This is a genomic window from Comamonas halotolerans, assembly GCF_030162935.1.
GTDB classification, from domain to species: domain Bacteria; phylum Pseudomonadota; class Gammaproteobacteria; order Burkholderiales; family Burkholderiaceae_C; genus Comamonas; species Comamonas halotolerans.
The window spans coordinates 1-19,353 of record NZ_JASAUZ010000017.1 but is presented as its reverse complement, the minus strand read 5'-3'; the positions used below and the strand labels follow the sequence as shown (position 1 = coordinate 19,353).

At 54.6% G+C, this 19,353-nt stretch carries 10 protein-coding genes and 1 pseudogene; 4 read left to right on the top strand and 7 right to left on the bottom strand.

The window, feature by feature from the left end; all coding sequences use genetic code 11:
- From ilvB to QEP11_RS10225, 7 genes and pseudogenes are all read right to left on the bottom strand, one after another.
- Nucleotides 1–1,390, bottom strand: a 1,390-nt coding sequence (ilvB, locus tag QEP11_RS10250) for a biosynthetic-type acetolactate synthase large subunit (RefSeq protein ID WP_284336555.1), incomplete at its 3' end; no start/stop codon positions are given.
- A 474-nt stretch (nt 1,391–1,864) separates the two neighbouring features.
- A pseudogene (locus tag QEP11_RS19065) lies at nt 1,865–2,067 on the bottom strand (integrase core domain-containing protein); the annotation flags it as partial.
- Between the two features lie 131 nt (nt 2,068–2,198).
- A complete protein-coding gene (locus QEP11_RS10245; protein WP_284336554.1) occupies nt 2,199–4,244 on the bottom strand; it encodes a M3 family metallopeptidase in 2,046 nt (681 codons plus the stop codon).
- A 5-nt stretch (nt 4,245–4,249) separates the two neighbouring features.
- Nucleotides 4,250–5,296, bottom strand: a complete 1,047-nt coding sequence (locus tag QEP11_RS10240) for a sensor domain-containing diguanylate cyclase (protein WP_284336553.1) — start codon at nt 5,294–5,296, stop codon at nt 4,250–4,252.
- Nucleotides 5,297–5,657: 361 nt separating this feature from the next.
- Nucleotides 5,658–6,521 (bottom strand): bifunctional methylenetetrahydrofolate dehydrogenase/methenyltetrahydrofolate cyclohydrolase FolD, encoded by an 864-nt coding sequence (folD, locus tag QEP11_RS10235; protein ID WP_284336552.1) that lies wholly within the window; start codon nt 6,519–6,521, stop codon nt 5,658–5,660.
- An 89-nt stretch (nt 6,522–6,610) separates the two neighbouring features.
- The gene (locus tag QEP11_RS10230; protein WP_284336551.1) at nt 6,611–7,246 is read right to left on the bottom strand and encodes a response regulator transcription factor; all 636 of its coding nucleotides are present in this window, start codon (nt 7,244–7,246) and stop codon (nt 6,611–6,613) included.
- The gene (locus QEP11_RS10225; RefSeq protein WP_284336550.1) at nt 7,243–9,813 is read right to left on the bottom strand and encodes a PAS domain S-box protein; all 2,571 of its coding nucleotides are present in this window, start codon (nt 9,811–9,813) and stop codon (nt 7,243–7,245) included. The genes QEP11_RS10230 and QEP11_RS10225 overlap by 4 nt, the downstream gene beginning before the upstream one ends.
- A gap of 306 nt (nt 9,814–10,119) precedes the next feature.
- On the opposite strand from QEP11_RS10225, the gene aceE reads away from it, so the two are divergent.
- The 4 genes from aceE to QEP11_RS10205 form a co-directional block, all read left to right on the top strand.
- Nucleotides 10,120–12,837 (top strand): pyruvate dehydrogenase (acetyl-transferring), homodimeric type, encoded by a 2,718-nt coding sequence (gene aceE / locus QEP11_RS10220; protein ID WP_284336549.1) that lies wholly within the window; start codon nt 10,120–10,122, stop codon nt 12,835–12,837.
- A 21-nt stretch (nt 12,838–12,858) separates the two neighbouring features.
- The gene (gene aceF / locus QEP11_RS10215) at nt 12,859–14,577 is read left to right on the top strand and encodes a dihydrolipoyllysine-residue acetyltransferase (protein WP_284336548.1); all 1,719 of its coding nucleotides are present in this window, start codon (nt 12,859–12,861) and stop codon (nt 14,575–14,577) included.
- An 18-nt stretch (nt 14,578–14,595) separates the two neighbouring features.
- Nucleotides 14,596–16,434 (top strand): dihydrolipoyl dehydrogenase, encoded by a 1,839-nt coding sequence (gene lpdA, locus QEP11_RS10210; protein WP_284336547.1) that lies wholly within the window; start codon nt 14,596–14,598, stop codon nt 16,432–16,434.
- Between the two features lie 2,393 nt (nt 16,435–18,827).
- Nucleotides 18,828–19,353 (top strand): BapA/Bap/LapF family prefix-like domain-containing protein (locus QEP11_RS10205; protein WP_284336546.1); only part of this gene is annotated, 526 nt, incomplete at its 3' end.

Below are 19,353 nucleotides of genomic sequence, written 5' to 3'. Positions count from 1 at the left end.
CGGTGCGATTCACTGCGAGCTTGATGCCCATCGCGTACGGAATGCCTACACCCATCGTGCCAAAGCCGCCTGAGTTGATCCATCGACGTGGCTCATCAAAGTGGTAGTACTGCGCAGCCCACATCTGGTGCTGGCCGACGTCGGAGGTGATGTATGCGTCGGCGCCCCGGGTCATGCTCGAGAGCGTTTCGATCACATACTGCGGCTTGATGACGTCCTGATTGTCGCGGTCATATTTGAGGCAATCTTGGGAGCGCCAAGTCTCGATAGTTCTCCACCAGTCTTCCAGATCACCGGCGTCGGGCTTCACAGAACTCTTGGCGATCATCGAGATCAGTTCTGAGAGGACATCCTTCACGTGACCGACAATCGGAACGTCAACCTTCACGCGTTTCCCGATGTTTGATGTATCAATGTCAATGTGGATGATCTTGCGCTCGTTCTGCTCGAAGTGATTGGGATTGCCGATCACACGATCATCGAAGCGCGCGCCCACAGCCAGCAAAACATCGCAGTTCTGCATGGCATTGTTTGCCTCGAATGTGCCGTGCAATCCAGGCATTCCGAGGAACTTTCGATTGCTCGCTGGGTAGGTACCCAGGCCCATCAGCGTGTTTGTGACCGGAAAGCCCAACATGTCGACCAAGGTACGCAACTCATGCGTCGCATTTCCGAGCAGTACACCGCCACCGCTGTAGATGAAGGGGCGTTTGGCACTAAGCAACAGTTGTAGCGCTTTGCGAATCTGTCCGCCATTGGCCTTGCGCGTGTGGTTGTACGAGCGGATGTCCACCTTGTCGGGGTAGCCGCTGTACGCCACTTTCATGAAAGAAACATCCTTAGGTAGATCAACGACCACGGGGCCAGGGCGGCCGCTGCGTGCAATGAGGAAGGCCTTCTTGATCGTCGTCGCCAGGTCCTTCGGGTCTTTGACTAGGAAGTTGTGCTTGACGACAGAGCGCGTGATGCCCGACGTGTCACACTCCTGGAAAGCATCGAGACCGATCGCCGAGGTGGGCACCTGGCCCGAGATGACGACTAGCGGGATGCTGTCCATGTAGGCCGTTGCGATACCGGTGACTGCGTTGGTGAGGCCAGGCCCGGACGTCACGAGCGCTACGCCAATGTCGCCAGTAGCGCGCGCATAGCCATCGGCAGCGTGCACTGCGGCCTGTTCATGACGTACCAGCACATGCTTGATAGTGTCCTGCTTGTAGAGTGCGTCGTAGATATTGAGAACCGAGCCGCCCGGGTAGCCCCAGACATACTGGACGCCTTCGGCCTGAAGGGCTTTGACAAGCACTTCGGCGCCCATGAGTTCTTGCGTTGGATTGGATGCGAGCGCGCACGCCGCTTCTGCGGAAAGAATTTCCGCCTGAGAGATTTTCATGTTGAACCTTCGTCTATTTCGGGAAAGAAATACCTGGGGTGCCCCTTGCCAATCCTTGTGGGATCGCGTCAGGACTTGAAGCACGAGACCATGGGCGGGCGTGTAGCCATGCCGAGCCTGCACTCGTTTTGGTGAAAAATTATTATAGGCTCAGCACAGATTGACGGATTTCGTCAATCACTTGACAGGCGCTCTAGCCGATTGCAGGGATCGGTGTCACAGAGCGTATTCAGCCAAAAAAACCTTGATGGCTTGTTTGATGTGATCGCGGCATCCATGAAACAGCACTTGAATGTCAGATGGCAGCTAGTTGATTGCCTTATTTGTCGCTGCGAGGCATGAATGCCTGATTGTGGTCGATCTGCGACTTTGACAAGTCGACCTCAAGCAGTCAGTCAACAACGTTTGACATTAGCGTTGATGGTCAGCTTTCCGGGCGACGCTTTCTCTAGAGCGCATCTCTTGCCACCCTGGCTAGGTGTTCAGTCCCACAGCCCCAGTGAGATGATGCGGATGAAGTCCAAAGGGGCTTGGATCTTTGCTCCAAGCCTCACATATTGTCCTAAGCGATGTTTTTCAGCGTAATGCCTTCAGGTGCTTGCCAAGTTATTGCTTCGCATAAAGGCAAGTACATGGGCTCTGAGATGTGCCATGTCCACGTATTCATAGGATTTGATCCAAAATTACTTTTGCAAACTCAAGAAGTTCAAGTGTATTGCCATGCAAAGTGAAAAGACTGACAGCAGCCTCGCTGCTGTCATCACACTGGCATCAGCAGTAATCAATTCCCGCTAACTCTCAATAAGCCCTAAGCGGCCATTGGTTCAGACATGCCTTGATGGCGCAGCAAGGCATCAAGTTGCGGTTCGCGGCCACGGAAGGCTTTGAAGTTTTCCATGGCGCTGCGGCTGCCGCCCATTTCAAGAATGTTGTGTAGGTACTTTTGTGCCGTGGTTTGGCTGGCAGTGCCGTCTGCGCTTAGTGTTTCTTCAAATGCGGCGTAGGCGTCGGCACTGAGTACTTCGGCCCATTTGTAGCTGTAGTAGCCGGCAGCATAGCCACCCGCAAAGATGTGGCTGAAGGTGTTGGTGCCACGGTTGTAAGGTGTGGTGGGCAGTACAGCTACTTCATCGCGCACTTGTTGCAACAAGGCCAGGTAGTCACCATCCTTGGCAGCGCCCGCGTGCAACAGCATGTCGAACAACGCAAATTCGACTTGGCGCAATGTCCCCATGCCAGCCTGGAAGTTCTTGGCGGCAAGCATCTTTTCGTAGAGTGCGCGGGGCAGCGGTTCGCCCGTGTCCACGTGTGCCGTCATGTGGCGTAGCACTTCCCATTCCCAGCAGAAGTTTTCCATGAACTGGCTGGGCAGCTCAACAGCATCCCATTCCACGCCGTTAATGCCTGACACGTCACGCTCATTCACCTGGGTGAGCATGTGGTGCAGGGCGTGGCCGGATTCATGGAACAGCGTGATCACATCATCGTGCGTGAGCAGGGCGGGCTTGCCATCCACACCATCGGCAAAATTGCAAACCATGTGGGCCACGGGGGTTTGCAATGCGCCAGTGTCGGGGCGCAGCCAGCGGCTGCGCACATCGTCCATCCAGGCGCCGCCACGCTTGCCCTTGCGGGCAGGCTGGTCCAGGTAGAACTGGCCAATCACGGCGCCATTGCGTTCCAGGCGATAAAACAGCACGTCCTTGTTCCAGACGGCAGCCTCGTCCTTGATGATCTTTACGTCGAAGAGGTTTTCGATGATCTTGAACAGACCGGCCAGAACCTTGGGTGCGGTGAAGTACTGTTTGACCTCCTGTTCGCTGAAGGAGTAACGTGCCTCTTTGAGCTTTTCGGAAATATAGGTCCAGTCCCAGGGTTGGGGGTCGGAAATCTGCAATTCCTTGGCTGCAAATTCACGCAGGTCAGCTGCGTCTTTTTCTGCATAGGGGCGAGCGCGGCGAGCGAGGTCACGTAGAAAGTCAATCACTTGCTGTGGAGAGTCGGCCATCTTGGGCACCAGAGAGACTTCGGCAAAGTTCTTGTAGCCCAGCAACTCGGCTTCTTCCTGACGCAATGCCAGAATTTCTTTGATGATGGCCGCATTGTCGTATTTGGACAGTTCACCTTCGGCTTGGTCGGAAGCGCGCGTCACATAGGCACGGTAGACGGTTTCACGCAGCTTGGAGCTGTGTGCAAACTGCATGACGGGCAGATATGAAGGAATCTTGAGAGTGAGCTTATAGCCGTCCTTGCCATCGGCCTGGGCAGCGGCTTTGGCAGCCTGGATAATGTCTGCAGGCACGCCATCCAGTTCTTGTTCGGTGGCGTAGTAGGCCCAGTGATCGGTCGCGTCCAGTGTGTTCTCGCTGAATTTTTGTGCCAGCTCCGCGCTGCGCTCCTGGATTTTGGCGAAGCGTTCGCGGGCCTCGCCCTTCAACTCTGCACCCGACAGTACAAAGCTGCGCAGGGAGTTCTCATGGGCTTTCTTTTGCGCAGGCGTGAGGGTGTTTACATCAATGGCCTTGTACTTGGCGTAGAGGCGTTCGTCGGCACCAAGATTGGTCCAGAATTCGGTGATCTTGGGCAGTGCCTCGTTATAGGCAGCACGCAGCTCAGGACTGTCCGCCACACTGGAAAGGTGGCTTACGGCGCTCCACTGCATGCCAAGCTTTTCGGTGGCAACGTCCAGCACTTTGGCTATCGCATTCCACTGTGCAGGGAAGTCCGGTGCAGTAACCGTCTCCAATGCCGCTTGTGCGCGTTCAATCAAGGTGTTGATGGCAGGGCCGACGTCCGCGGGAGTGATGCGGTCAAACAGCGGGAGGCTAGAAGATTCAAGCAAAGCATTGGTCATGCCTTCTATTTTGCTGCATCCTTGGCTATTTCAAGTTCGTTTTCGCATAGTGCAGCGCAATTGCGTCCATTGAGCTTGACTTGGTAGAGTGCGCGGTCAGCTTGTTCGATCAGAACTTCCTGGGTTCTGCCATGTAAAGGGAAGATGGCCAAGCCACATGAGAGCGTCGTAGACACTCCCACGCCAGAATCATGCCGGGCAAAGTCTGCGCACAGTTGCTGGGCGCGTTGTAAAGCTTTGGCGGGAGAGATGTCGTTTATCAGGAGCAAGAATTCGTCACCCCCGTAGCGGCAGGCGATGTCCGCGGCACGGCAACTGCGCAGCATTTGCTGCGCTAGCGATTGCAGCAGTTTGTCGCCAATGGCATGGCCGTGCTTATCGTTGATTTGTTTGAAGAAATCAATGTCGATCAGCATGATGGCAGCGGTGGTGGACTGTGCCTCACACCGGAGCAGGCAGGCTTGCATTTCTGTATCGAGATGTCGGCGGTTATACAGCCCGGTCAAAGGGTCGCAAACTGCTTGTTGCTCGAGCTGTTTTTGCAAGAGCTGGTTTTCTTCCAGCTGACATTTCAGTTGGTAACGTTGCCGCTTCAATGCCGTGCCGCGCCGATAGCCATCATGGCCAAAAGCCATGATGTACAAAGTCAGAGTGGCGATGGTCAGCAGCGTGGTTAGACCCGATGTCTGTGGTTGCCAAGGCACTGGGTATAGCCACACCATGAGGGCAACACCGGCAAGCAGGCTGGCATTCGCTTTTGCCCATCCCTTGATACTCTGGAACACCATGAGATTCATGCAGGCGCCGATGTACAGCATAAAGCTGATCCACAGCCCAAAGCAGAATCCATCCAGCAGCATATTGCCTATCTCCATGTCGTGCTGCTTGGGATGAGGCAGGCGCTGGGTATAGAAATACAGCAGGTGAGGGTAAAGGATGAATTGCAATACCAGCATCACCCAGAGCAGCGGCCCAGCACCGAGCGTTTCAATGTGGCTGCCCAAAACGATGGAAACCAGCGCAAAGGAGATCGAGCGATTTCTCCAGTTCATGCGCACAATCCAGTGCGCTTGTTGAGTCGGGGATGGGCGTGGCATTGGGGAGGGCGTCACGTTCAAGGGAGGACATCATCCCCAAGAATGCTCAAGGGACAGCCCAGAATTTCAGCATGTCCAATTATTGAAAGATCCAAGCAATTTGCCAAGTTACATTTGGAGATGGGCAGACAAATATTTATGTCTGCCATATAGATCAAAGTTGAACGTCTGGGGCTTCGGCTGCCGTTGGGGTGCTGCACATGGGGCTGTGGTGGTTCAGGCATGTCACCCGGGCATAAAACCGCCCAGCACTGAATGCAGGTTCGAAAGCTAAAGCCGATGCCGCTGTTGTTTTGCAGGCATCAGGCTGCAGCTGTTAGTGCTTCTCTGCTGCCGTCCGTTCGGCAGCTTCCATGGTGTTGACCAGCAGCATGGTGATCGTCATGGGGCCTACGCCACCAGGAACCGGGGTAATGTAGCCTGCGACTTCCTTGCAGCCTTCATAGTCCACGTCGCCGCACAACTTGCCTTCGGCGTTGCGGTTCATGCCCACGTCAATCACCACGGCACCGGGCTTGATCATCTCGGCAGTCAACACATTCAGCTTGCCCACGGCTGCGACCACGATATCGGCCTGACGGGTCATGGCGGCCAGATCGGCAGTGCCGCTGTGGCAGACAGTGACAGTCGCATTCGCTGCCAGCAGCATCATGGCCATGGGCTTACCCACGATGTTGGAGCGCCCGATCACCACTGCGTGCTTGCCGCGCAGATCCTTCATGCCAATCGACTCCAGCATTTTCATGCAACCGTAGGGGGTACAGGCCTTGAAACCCACTTCGCCCACCATCAGTGCGCCAGCGCTGGCGACGTGGAAACCATCCACATCCTTGAGCGGAGAGATGGCTTCAATGACTTTGTGGTCGTCAATATGCTTGGGCAGGGGCAATTGCACCAAGATGCCATGGATGCTGGGATCATTGTTCAATGCTTCCACGCGCGCCAGCAACTCGGCTTCAGTCATGGAGGCGTCGTACTTTTCCAGCACAGAATGAAAGCCCACATCTTCACAGGCCTTGACCTTGTTGCGCACATAGACCTGAGAGGCCTGGTTGTCACCAACCAGTACCACGGCCAGGCCAGGCTTGGTGCCCTTGGCGGTGAGCGCTGCGGCGCGTTGGGCGACTTCGGTGCGCAGTTGGGCGGAGAGGGCTTTGCCGTCGATGATCTGGGCTGTCATGGTGGTGCCTGTATGGGAGACGTCAGAAGAAATAAAAAGGCTGCCAGACCTTGCGGGCGCTGGCAGCCTTTGAGGGTTAGCCCCTGATTTTATGCCGGGACTTTGGCTGAAGCCGTTGAACCCAGGGCAATCTTGAGCAGATCTGCCACGGTGTTGGCTCCAAGCTTTTCCATGATGTTGGCGCGGTGGGCTTCCACGGTCTTGATGCTGATGCCCAGGTCGTCGGCAATTTGTTTGTTCAAGCGACCAGCCACAATGCGTTCCAGTACTTGCGACTCTCTGCCTGTGAGTTTTGACAGCAGCGCTTCGCGGCTGGCCGCTTGCTGGTGACCTGCAAAGGCATCACGCGCATGGTCAAGCATGCGTTCCACGATGTTGAGCAGGTCTTCTTCGTTGAAAGGTTTCTGAATGAAATCCAGTGCACCTTTCTTCATGGTGTTCACGGCCATAGGGACGTCGCCGTGGCCAGTGATGAAAACGATAGGCAGGGGAGATTTGCGCTCCAGCAACTTGTCTTGCAGTTCCAGGCCTGTCATGCCACCCATGCGAATGTCGGCAATCAGGCAAGCCACTTCGCGGGGGTCGTAGCGCGAAAGAAATGACTCTGCGGAGTCAAAACAGCGTACGCGGTAATCTTTGCCTTCCAGCAGCCATTGGAGCGAGTCACGAACGGCCTCGTCGTCGTCAACAACATAGACCGTGCCTTTTTTTGGGGTCAAGCTCATGCAGGTTTCCTTATATTTGGATCAATTGCCGAAGAAAGGTTGTCTCCCTTTTCCTGGGTTGCGGCCAGCGGTATCCAAAAGGAGAACCGACAGCCGACGACCTCGGAACCATTGTAGAGGTTCTCAGCGGACATCCGACCATGATGTGACTCAACAATGGAGCGACACAGATTCAGGCCGATGCCCATACCTTCGTTTTTAGTGGAAAAAAAGGCTTCAAACAAGCGTTCTTGCACCTCAGGCGGCAAGCCTTTGCCGGTATCCTGCACCGAAAACTCTACGCCAGGAAGCCCTTCATTGTCCTTGGGGACGACACGTAGTTCCACAGCGCGTTGCGATGTGGGGAGCTGGGCCTGATCGATGGATTCCCCGGCATTTTTTATCAGATTGATCAACACCTGCTCAATCAAAATGGCGTCGGCCATTACAGGGGGCAGGCGCTTGGCTACAAAGTGCGTCAGGCGAACATTGCGACGGCGCATTTCGATATTGCCCAGCTCCAGCGCTTCATCAACCATCTTTTCCACGTTGGAGAGCGTGCGGTTAGGCTCGCTGCGCTTCACAAAAGAACGTATGCGCTGGATGATTTGCCCAGCACGTTGTGCTTGGTGCGCTGTTTTCTCCAGTGCAAATCGCATTTGCCCTTCAGTCAGTGAGCCTGCTTCCAGGCGGGACAGCATGCCGCTGCTGTAGTTGCTGATGGCTGTGAGCGGCTGGTTCAGTTCATGAGCCACGCTGGAGGCCATTTCACCCATGGTGATCAAGCGGCTGGCAGTATGTGCTCGTTCAGTTTGGCGGGCCGCTTGCTCTTCGGCAAGGCGACGCTGGGTGATGTCAGTTGCAATCACCATTTGTGCCAAGCGTCCATCCACCCAACTGAGGTAGCGTGAACGCACTTCCAGCCATTTGCCCAATTCGCCCACAAAAATTTCGGCGTTATTGCTGGAAGCGTCGGTCAGCGTGTCAGTGGGCAAACCCATCAAGCCGTCTTCGTCGTCAGCTGTCTCGCTTCTCTCTGCGGGTAAGCCAGCCTGTTGTACCAGTTGCAAGTGGCCGGTGGTTTGTGAGCCAAACCATTGCCGGTAGAGTTTGTTCGCAAACAGCAATTCAGCGCTGCCAAGCGGTGCCACGGACACGGATGCGTCAAGGGCTTCAAGCACGATGGTGAAGCGGTCATGCGAGGCAGCCAGTTGATCACGGATGCGTTTGGACTCCGTGATGTCGGTCATTGAAGACATCCAGCCGGTTTGTTGTCCCCGTGCATCAATCAATGGCGAAATGTACAGTCGTGCATCAAACATCGAGCCGTTTTTGCGACGTACTCGCACCTGGAAACCACCTTGTGCGGTTTTTCCACTCAGTTCATCTTTGAGCTTGTTGTGCATGTACTCGTAGTCGCTTTCGGCCCAGTACGAGTAGGGCGCTGTCTGTCCTACCAGCTCTTGTTCGCTCCACCCTGTCATCTGGCAGAACGCAGCGTTTACATATGTGATGCGGCCTTGCATGTCCAATGCGCGCATGCCGGTGAGCACAGAATTTTCCATGGCTCTGCGGAAGTTGGTCTCTGCAACCAATGCTTCCTGTGCACGCAAGCGCTTGCGTGTGTGACGCCAGGTGCCTAGCAACAGCCAGGAGGTGAGCATGCTCAAAGCAGCAACCAGCCAGAACATGCCATTGCCCACCATGCTCAAAGAAGTGCGGTATGCCTGCACCTTGAGAATCAATGAGCTACCTACGGGAGATATGGCAATCTGGTACTCGTTGGCCGTGGGCTGCGGCATGAAGTGCCACGAGCTGGTGGGTCCCGCAGGCAGAAGTGGGTTGCCTGCAATCACGGCACCGTGTCCATCCAGCAAGGTGACGGCATAGCGCGCCAGCAAATCACTGGGTGTGGCGTAGCGCATCAAGCTGTCTATGGAAAACTCCGCCATGACCGTGCCACCGAAATCGCGCGTACCCGGCACTGGTGAGTGAAACTGCAGCAGCGGCGGGTTGTAGCCTGCCATGACGCGTGGTTGCGTGTATATGGATTGTTTTGTGTCTTTGACGAGCTGAAAGCTCTGCGCAGCTTCGTCGTTTTGCAGCTTTTCACCGGGCATGCGCAGTTGTTCACTGGGCACGGTAGGCGCTGCGTAGCTGGTGATGATGCGGCCATCGCGGTCTACCCAGGTGAGTACTTGCAGTTCTGGGTATTGCGTAACCAGCACTTCAGCGCGATTGACAAACTCTGCGGTACCAATGTCTCCATAAGCCAGATCACGTGCAATGCGCATCACCTCTTCTTGCCGCTCCAGCAAGCGCAAGCGCATGCGTTGCTGCGCATATTCCACATCGCGTTTAAGGGCTTGCTGATCACGATCGACTTCTTCCGCGCGCAAGTACCAGAAAGCGACAACGATTGCTGCCATGAACAGAGCAACCGATACCAGTGGGGCGAGGGCGGCCAGTCTGTCTTGTCGAGTTGGGGACAGGCTGCGCCACCACATTCGCCACCAGCGCGTGGGGTCAGCGCTCGGAAAGCTGTTGGAAGCTGATGTCTCTGTTTTCTTTTTTTCGGGTTTATCCATATGCGCAGTGTAGGGGGATTCCCTGTTACTTCGTGCACACAAAGTGACGTTTTTCCCATCTTGTTTTGGATGTGCAGTTGCAGCATTTTTTCATAATACGCAAACAACATGCACAATTTGAAATTCAAAAAAAATGTGCGAAACTGCACCCTGAAAAGGTCACCGTATTGAGCGTATTTGTCTCTCCATTCAGCAGTGGGTCATTGGTAAGCTATGACTTGAACACTGCTTTTTGATGAGTAGATTGCTGCGCTCCATCGAATTCTTTCGACCTCCTACCTGCAGCCTCTTGAACAGGAGACAACCATGACAGCTCAGACCGACCCTCAGGCCGGCGTAAACGCAAAGCCTAGCCTCGACCCACAAGAATCCCGCGAATGGATGGACGCGCTGAGCGCGGTCATTGATCGTGAAGGCGCTGAATACGCGCACCAGCTGATTGAAGAAGTACTGGAGCATGCGCGCCAAAACAGCGTGGATATGCCTTTTTCCGCCAACACTGGCTATGTCAACACCATTGAAGCCGAAGATGAAGCCAAGTGTCCTGGCAATCTGATTTTGGAAGGCCGTTTGCGCGCCTATATGCGCTGGAACGCCATGGCCATGGTGGTCAAGGCCAACCGTCACCATCCACCCGAAGGTGGTGATCTGGGGGGGCACATCGGCTCATTCGCCTCGCTGGCGAATATGTTTGCAGCGGGCTTCAACCACTTCTGGCACGCAGAAAATGAAAACCACGGTGGCGACTGCCTGTACATCCAGGGGCACGTTTCCCCCGGTATCTATGCCCGTGCGTACCTGGAAGGTCGTATCTCGGAAGAGCAGCTGTTGAACTTCCGTCAGGAAGTCGATGGCAAGGGGCTGTCCAGCTATCCCCACCCCAAGCTGATGCCCGATTTCTGGCAGTTTCCCACCGTCTCCATGGGCCTGGGCCCACTGATGGCAATCTACCAGGCTCGTTTCCTGAAATACCTGCACGCCCGCGGTATTGCCAACACTGAAAACCGCAAGGTATGGGTGTTCTGCGGTGACGGCGAAATGGACGAAGTCGAATCGCTGGGTGCTATCGGCTTGGCCGCTCGCGAAAATCTGGACAACCTGATCTTTGTCATCAACTGCAACTTGCAGCGCCTTGACGGTCCTGTGCGTGGTAATGGAAAGATCATTCAAGAGCTGGAAGGCGAATTCCGTGGCTCGGGCTGGAACGTCATCAAGCTGATCTGGGGCAAGGGCTGGGATGAGCTGCTGGCCAAGGACAAGGACGGCGTGCTCAAGAAAATCATGATGGAATGCAACGATGGCGACTATCAGGCCTTCAAGGCCAACGATGGTGCCTTTGTACGCAAGAACTTCTTTGGCCGCGATCCGCGTGCGCTGAAGATGGTAGAGCACATGTCCGACGACGAGATCTGGAACCTGCGCCGCGGTGGACACGACGCGCAGAAGGTGTACGCAGCTTTCCATGCGGCCAACACGCACAAGGGGCAGCCTACCGTGCTGCTGGTCAAGACCGTCAAGGGCTTTGGCATGGGCAAGGTCGGTGAGGGCAAGAACACTGTGCACCAGACCAAGAAGCTCAGCGATGAGGACATCAAGGCCTTCCGCGACCGCTTCAATATTCCAATCCCTGACAGCCAGATTGCTGACATTCCTTTCTACAAGCCTGCAGATGACACCCCTGAGATGAAGTACCTGCACGAGCGTCGCAAGGCTCTCGGTGGCTACCTGCCTCATCGCCGTGTGAAGGCTGACGAAGCGTTCACAGCGCCTTCACTGGACACTTTCAAGGCCATTCTGGAGCCCACCCCCGAGGGGCGTGAAATCTCCACCACACAAGCCTATGTGCGCTTCCTGACACAGCTGTTGCGTGACAAGAATATTGGCCCCCGCGTGGTGCCGATTCTGGTGGACGAGGCTCGCACATTCGGTATGGAAGGCCTGTTCCGCCAAGTCGGTATCTATAACCCTCATGGACAGCAGTACACACCGGTCGACAAGGATCAGGTCATGTACTACCGCGAGGACAAGGCCGGGCAGATCCTGCAGGAAGGTATCAACGAGGCGGGCGGCATGGCGTCCTGGATTGCTGCGGCGACCAGCTACAGCACGTCCAACCGCATCATGATTCCGTTCTACGTCTACTACTCGATGTTTGGTTTCCAGCGTATTGGTGATCTGGCATGGGCCGCAGGCGATATGCAGGCGCGTGGTTTCTTGCTGGGCGGCACATCGGGCCGTACCACGCTGAACGGCGAGGGTCTGCAGCATGAAGACGGTCACAGCCATATCCTGGCCAACACGGTGCCCAACTGCGTCAGCTATGACCCCACCTTCGCGCACGAAGTGGCTGTGATCATGCAAGACGGTTTGCGCCGCATGGTGCAAAACCAGGAAAACGTCTTCTACTACATCACCTTGCTGAACGAAAACTACGCCATGCCCGGCCTCACTGCGGGCACCGAAGAGCAGATCATCAAGGGTATGTATTTGGTCAAGCCTGGCCAGAAGGTGCCCCAATCGGGCAACCGTGTGCAATTGCTGGGTTCCGGCACCATCCTGCGTGAATCCTTCTTTGCACAGGAACTCCTGGAAAAAGACTGGCAAATCGCTGCTGACGTCTGGAGCTGCCCATCGTTCAATGAACTGACCCGTGACGGTCAGGACTGCGAGCGTCACAACATGCTGCACCCGCTGGAAACTGCCAAGACTTCATTCGTGACCAAGCAGTTGCAAGGCACTCAGGGTCCCGTCATTGCCTCGACCGACTACATGAAGGCTTACGCAGAACAAATCCGCCCATACATCCCTAAAGGTCGCACCTACAAGGTGTTGGGTACCGACGGCTTTGGTCGCTCGGACTTCCGCCGCAAGCTGCGCGAGCACTTCGAGGTGGACCGTCACTTCATCGTCGTGGCTGCGCTGAAGGCGCTGGCTGACGAGGGCAAGCTGCCTGTGACCAAGGTGGCAGAGGCCATCAACAAGTACGGCATCAAGGCCGACAAGATCAACCCCCTGTACGCCTAATCAAGCACCGGAGACACAGTTATGGCATTGACAGAAATCAAGGTTCCGGATGTCGGGGATTTCGACAGCGTCGGCGTGATCGAAGTGCTGGTCAACGTGGGCGACACCATCAAGGTGGAGCAATCCCTCATCACCGTTGAGTCCGACAAGGCTTCCATGGAAATTCCTTCCAGCCACGCTGGCGTGGTCAAGGAGTTGAGAGTGGCGTTGGGTGACAAGATTGCAGAGGGCGCAGTCATCGTGTTGCTGGAAACGGCGGATGCCGCTCCTGCTCCTTCGCAGGCACCTGCAGCAGTACCTGAGCAAGCTGCAGCAGCAGTTGAAACGCCTGCTGCCCAAGCTCCTGTATCTGCGCCAGCCGCTGCCGCTTCTGCGGCAGGTACAAGCTCTATGAATATTGTCATTCCTGACATTGGTGATTTCAAGGACGTGGCCGTCATTGAGATGCTGGTCAAGGTGGGGGATACCGTCACCGCCGAGCAGTCGCTGTTCACCGTGGAGTCTGACAAGGCTTCCATGGAGATTCCTTCACCTGCCGCGGGCACCATCACCGCGTTGACATTGAAACTCGGAGACACCGTCAACGTGGGCGACGTGGTTGGCACCATGAGCGTGGAGGGCCCAGCCACTGCAGCCGCTCCTGAAGCAGCTCCCGCTCCAGCAGCAGTGTCTGCAACCGTGACTGCGCCTGATGCTGAGGCGGTTAAATCTGTGGCTGCACCTGCTGCGGCACCAGCGGCTTCCGCCCCTGTGCCTGCGCATAATCCCACTGTCGCTCCTTCGGGGCAACTGCCCCATGCATCGCCTTCCGTGCGCAAGTTTGCTCGCGAGCTGGGGGTGCCGTTGGCAGAGGTCAAAGGCTCTGGCAACAAGGGCCGCATCACGGCTGAAGACGTGCAAGCCTTCACCAAGTCCGTCATGGCTGGCGCTGTGCAAACTTTGGCCCAGCAATCTGCAGCACCCAAAACGGCAGCAGCGGGTGGCAACGTCGGAGGTCTGGAAGTGTTGGCATGGCCCAAGGTGGACTTTGCCAAGTTCGGCCCTGTCGAGCGCAAGGAACTGTCCCGCATCAAGAAGATCTCGGGTGCCAACCTGCATCGCAACTGGGTGATGATCCCCCACGTCACCAACAACGATCTGGCCGACATCACCGAGCTGGAAGCCTTCCGTGTCTCTACCAACGCCGAGCAGGCCAAGGCCAAGAGCGATGTGAAGGTGACCATGCTGGCTTTCGTCATCAAGGCCGTGGTCGCTGCTTTGAAGAAGTTCCCGGAGTTCAACGCCTCGCTGGACGGCGACACACTGGTGTACAAGCAGTACTACAACATCGGCTTTGCGGCAGATACGCCCAATGGCTTGGTGGTGCCGGTGCTCAAAGATGCTGACAAGAAGGGCATTCTGCAGATCAGCCAGGAAATGGGTGAGCTGGCCAAGAAGGCCCGCGACGGCAAGCTGGGCGCTGCTGACATGCAAGGCGGCTGCTTCTCGATCTCGTCCTTGGGTGGCATTGGTGGCACTGACTTCACGCCAATCGTGAATGCGCCGGAAGTAGCCATCCTCGGCTTGTCGCGCTCGTCCATGCAGCCAGTGTGGAACGAAGACAAGGAAAAGTTTGTGCCGCGCCTGATGTTGCCGCTGTCTTTGTCGTACGACCACCGTGTGATTGATGGCGCAGCTGCCGCGCGTTTTAACGCCTTCCTGGGCCAAGTGCTGGCGGACTACCGCCGCATCCTGCTGTAAACAAAGGGCTGTAACACTATGGCAATCATCGATATCAAAGTGCCGGACATTGGCGACTTCGCCGAAGTCGGTGTGATCGAACTGCTGGTGCAGCCCGGTGACACCGTCACCGTGGACCAGTCCCTGATCACCGTGGAGTCTGACAAGGCTTCCATGGAGATTCCTAGCAGCCACGCAGGCGTGGTGAAGGAAATCAAAGTCAAGCTCGGCGACAAAGTCGCCATGGGCTCCGTGATCGCTGCGCTGGAAGTGGCCGAGAGTGCAGCGACTGCTGAAGCCACCGCTGCACCTGCACTCAATACCTCTGTTGCCCAAACAACACCAGCGCCAGCAGCGCCCGTTGCTGCCCCTGCTGCATCGACGTACGCAGGCAATGTGGACTTGGAAGCGGACGTCGTTGTCATCGGCGGTGGCCCTGGCGGCTACTCCGCAGCCTTCCGTGCTGCGGATTTGGGCCTGAAGGTCGTGCTGGTTGAGCGCTACAAAACGCTGGGCGGTGTGTGCCTGAACGTGGGCTGCATCCCCTCCAAGGCACTGCTGCATGTGGCAGCGGTAATGGATGAGGTCAAGCACCTCGAAGTTGCCGGCGTCAAGTTCGGTGCACCGGAGGTGAGCATTGACCAGCTGCGTGGTCACAAAGACAAGGTCATTGGCAAGCTGACTGGCGGTCTGGCCCAGATGGCCAAGATGCGCAAAGTGACCATCGTACGTGGCGTTGCTACGTTTGTCGGCTCGCACCACATCGAAGTGGCAGAGACCGAAGGCGACAAGCAGACCCGGACTGGAACAAAGAAGGTCGTTCAGTTCAAGAACGCCATCATTGCGGCTGGCTCACAAGCCGTGCACCTGCCGTTCATGCCCAAGGATGATCGTGTGGTTGACTCCACCGGCGCCCTGGCATTGAAGGAAGTGCCCAAGCGCATGCTGATTCTGGGTGGTGGCATCATCGGTCTGGAAATGGGCACCGTGTATTCCACTCTGGGCGCACGCCTGGACGTGGTGGAAATGATGGATGGCCTGATGCAAGGCGCTGACCGTGATCTGGTCAAGGTCTGGCAGAAGATGAATGCCCAGCGCTTTGACAACATCATGGTCAACACCAAGACAGTGGCTGCCGAAGCAACGCCCGAAGGCATCAAGGTGAGCTTTGAGCCAGCCAAGAACGGCGTGACCGTGCCCGAGCCCCAGACCTACGATCTCGTATTGCAAGCAGTGGGTCGTACGCCCAATGGCAAGAAGATCGGTGCCGATGCTGCTGGTGTTGCCGTGACCGACCGTGGCTTTATCGAGGTGGACATCCAGATGCGCACCAACGTGCCGCACATCTTTGCCATTGGCGACATCGTGGGCCAACCCATGCTGGCGCACAAGGCCGTGCACGAAGCGCATGTGGCCGCCGAAGTCATTGCAGGAGAATTGCAAGGCAACAAGGAACTGGCATCTTCTGCCTTCAATGCCCGCGTGATCCCCAGCGTGGCCTACACCGACCCCGAAGTGGCATGGGTGGGTTTGACGGAAGACCAAGCCAAGGCGCAAGGCATCAAGGTCAAGAAGGGCTTGTTCCCCTGGGCGGCTTCCGGCCGTGCCATTGCCAATGGTCGCGATGAAGGCTTTACCAAGCTGTTGTTCGATGACAGCCCCGAGGCGCAGGGCCATGGCCGCATCCTCGGTGGCGGCATCGTCGGCACGCATGCGGGAGACATGATTGGTGAGATTGCCTTGGCAATTGAAATGGGGGCAGATACCGTTGATATCGGCAAGACCATCCATCCGCACCCCACCCTGGGCGAAAGCATTGGCATGGCTGCAGAAGTGGCGCATGGGTCTTGTACCGATGTACCTCCAGCTCGAAAATAATTAGTTTTTAGGCTGTCGCTGCAAAGCAAAAAGCAACCTTCGGGTTGCTTTTTTGTTCTTGGTGCCACCATTACTCCCTTCAAACCGAAGATTCGCGGTTGACAGGCAGCACGAAACTGCAGGCATTGCGAAGATTCGAAAAGGAAAAGCAACGGTGTATCAGCGGTGATGTTAGGGAATCCCAGCAAAACAAGTTCAAGCTGGTGATACTTGAATGAGAGGATGCCTTGCGCGCTACAAATGCAAGATGCACGGGTCTCGTGGGAATCTTGCAATTTCAGACAAACCCAGCCGCTCTGAATGGAGTGTTGAGTGTGTGTAAGCCTGGGAGCATGACGCATCAAGAAGTTTGCTAAAGCAAGCAGGCTGTGGATTGCTGAGTGCTCTTCTTCAAGCCGCGTAGCGACTTTTATGTTGGCAAACTGGCGTTTGTCTGTCCTCAGATAAGCAGCATTTGTATCAGTTTCGGTTTGCTGTTCGAAGTGCTGAGGATTGGCTATGCATACATTACTGGTGTGGGCTGCTGTCCACCTATGGTTTGTTGTGCCCAACCAGAATTTTCCTCTCGCCAATAGACAAAAAGCTCATGGTGCTCACTTCTGGTGAGGCGCTATCCCATGAAATGCCAGTGAAATCTCGGAAAAGTCGCATGCAGTGCAGTACCACTGACGTAGCAGCATGCATCACTTTGCACGAAATGTATGCGCAGCAGCACTCCCGTATGAAATTGTGACCGACTTGTGCGCACTTCTGGGGTACAGGCTCAATCAAAGCAATCAAGTCATTTAAAGGCTCGAAGCAGAATTCACACAGCGTGATTTTTGGTGAAGAAGATTCACGTCAAGCTCAAATCAGATCACGGATCGTGATGCTTCCGCTCCCTGTACGCATATGCATGCACACGCGTGCAGGCAGTGAGATAGAACCTGCATACGCTGACAAGTTATTGAACTGATAGTTCAGCACAGTCGCAGTGCACTGCTTTGTTGCTTCACTTTGTCCTTCGATAGCAATTTTGGTCTAAGTACCTAGCCCCATCTTATTGACCATACAGCTTCAATTGGTGTAGCAGCGTCTATCAAGAAACAACTGTGCAAAGGAAGGTGAACTAGCTGAAACCTCCTTTGGCTTGTTGATTTGGTGCAAATTTGTTCCAAAAACTATGGACCCAATCTGCTCCCGAGGCGCCGCCATGGTTGTGTGAGAACGCTGCTCCAGATGGCGAGCCATGCAGCATGGCAATCTGGCTACTGCATTCCCAATCGTTTTCTCTTGGTAGTCGAGTCCATGAGCGTTAGCGAGGCATACGGAAAGGCAGATAGCAGAAGTTTATAGATGGCATAGCTGCAATTTATGCAAGAGCATTTGTCAAAACAAATGTGCAAAAGAAGGTGAACTGACAAAAAGTCTCTCGAGCATGTTGATCTAACGCAAACTTTTTTAGAAAAATGCGGATCCAATCTGTACAGCGGAAAGCGTTATGTGGTGAGTGCAAAGCAGGCTATTGCGCATTCGTTCTGGTAGTTTTTTTCTTCGTGTCAATCATGTGCCAAGCAAGGTTTGACTGTCTCTTATAGCCGATGTTTATAGGTAAATAGGGGGTGATTGATGCAACTACATATTTGATTCGTGGATATGCAAAAGAAAGTGAACTGTCTGAAGGCTATTTTTTGACTTTGATCTATCGCAAATTTGCTTTGAAAAATATGGATCCAATCTACTTTTAGGGATCTGCTGTGTCAGGGATGCAAGGGTTTGCGCTCACGGCTGTTCTGCAGCGGTATGGCGGCAAGCAAATCTGATGGTTTCTTTGGAGCGAAAACCGAGCACTATCAAGATTGAATGGTGCTTCATAGCCAACATTTATTGTTGGAGAAGGTTTTATTTATGCAACAACATCTTTGAATCGCAAGTATGCAAAAGAAAGTGAATTCGGTAAAAGTCATTTTTTGATTTTGAGCTATAGCAAATTAATTTCCATAACTATGGATCCAATCTGTCCTCAAAGATTCGCTGTCCAGGAGATTTGAGCACTGAATCTGATGAGTGAAGTGCAGCGTTGAAATCTTCTGCTGCCATCTCTTGTAGCTTTGCTTTTTCCATATTCGTAATTGTTAATCGATAGTGCTCATTAATTTGATTTTTAATGGGTCTATTTGACTGTGCGAATGCTTGAAATCAAGTGGAATTAATTGTTGAGGATTAAAAGTCACTGCAATGAGCTGAAAGCGAAAACCTCATTAAAGAGGCAGGGGAAGTTTCTCATTTCATAAGCACTAATAAATGTGCGATGAATAAATTGAAGGTTATTTGTCATCCTATTGGAATCGAAGGATTCCATTGCGGGATGGTATTTGTGTGGAATTTTGAGATTTTATTGAAAGAAAAGTCCTATGCTAGATCGTGTAAATCCTGTTGAAATTGTTGTAGTTTCCAAGAAGACAACTGTCTCCAAATTCGGAATGCCTCATGATTTCCGGTTGGATAGCGCAGCCGTTGTTCAAATTAATGTGACGCGGGCTGAGGTCAAGGAAATGATCCGAATGGGTAACGATCTCGTGGTCAAACTTCATAACGGCGAAACTATCACCGTCCGCGATTTTTTTACACAACTCGATGGTGGGCAGAGCCATCTTGTCTTGCAGGATGATGTTGAAGGCCTGTGGCTTGCAGAATTTGGTGCAGGTGAAGGTAATGTTTCTTTAGGCTATTCCAATCTTCAATCCATAGATCCGCTGCTGGCGGGAGAAGCACACGATGAAGTTCTTCCGGTGTTGTTGACATTGGGGTCTGGCATGGCGGGATTTTTGGCCGTGCACCTTGTTGACAGTGATCGTCGTGATGGAAATGCGGACACCACGTCACCCGCAGAACCCGTGGTCAACCCCGTCAACGCAGTGGACCCCATCACCGGCACCG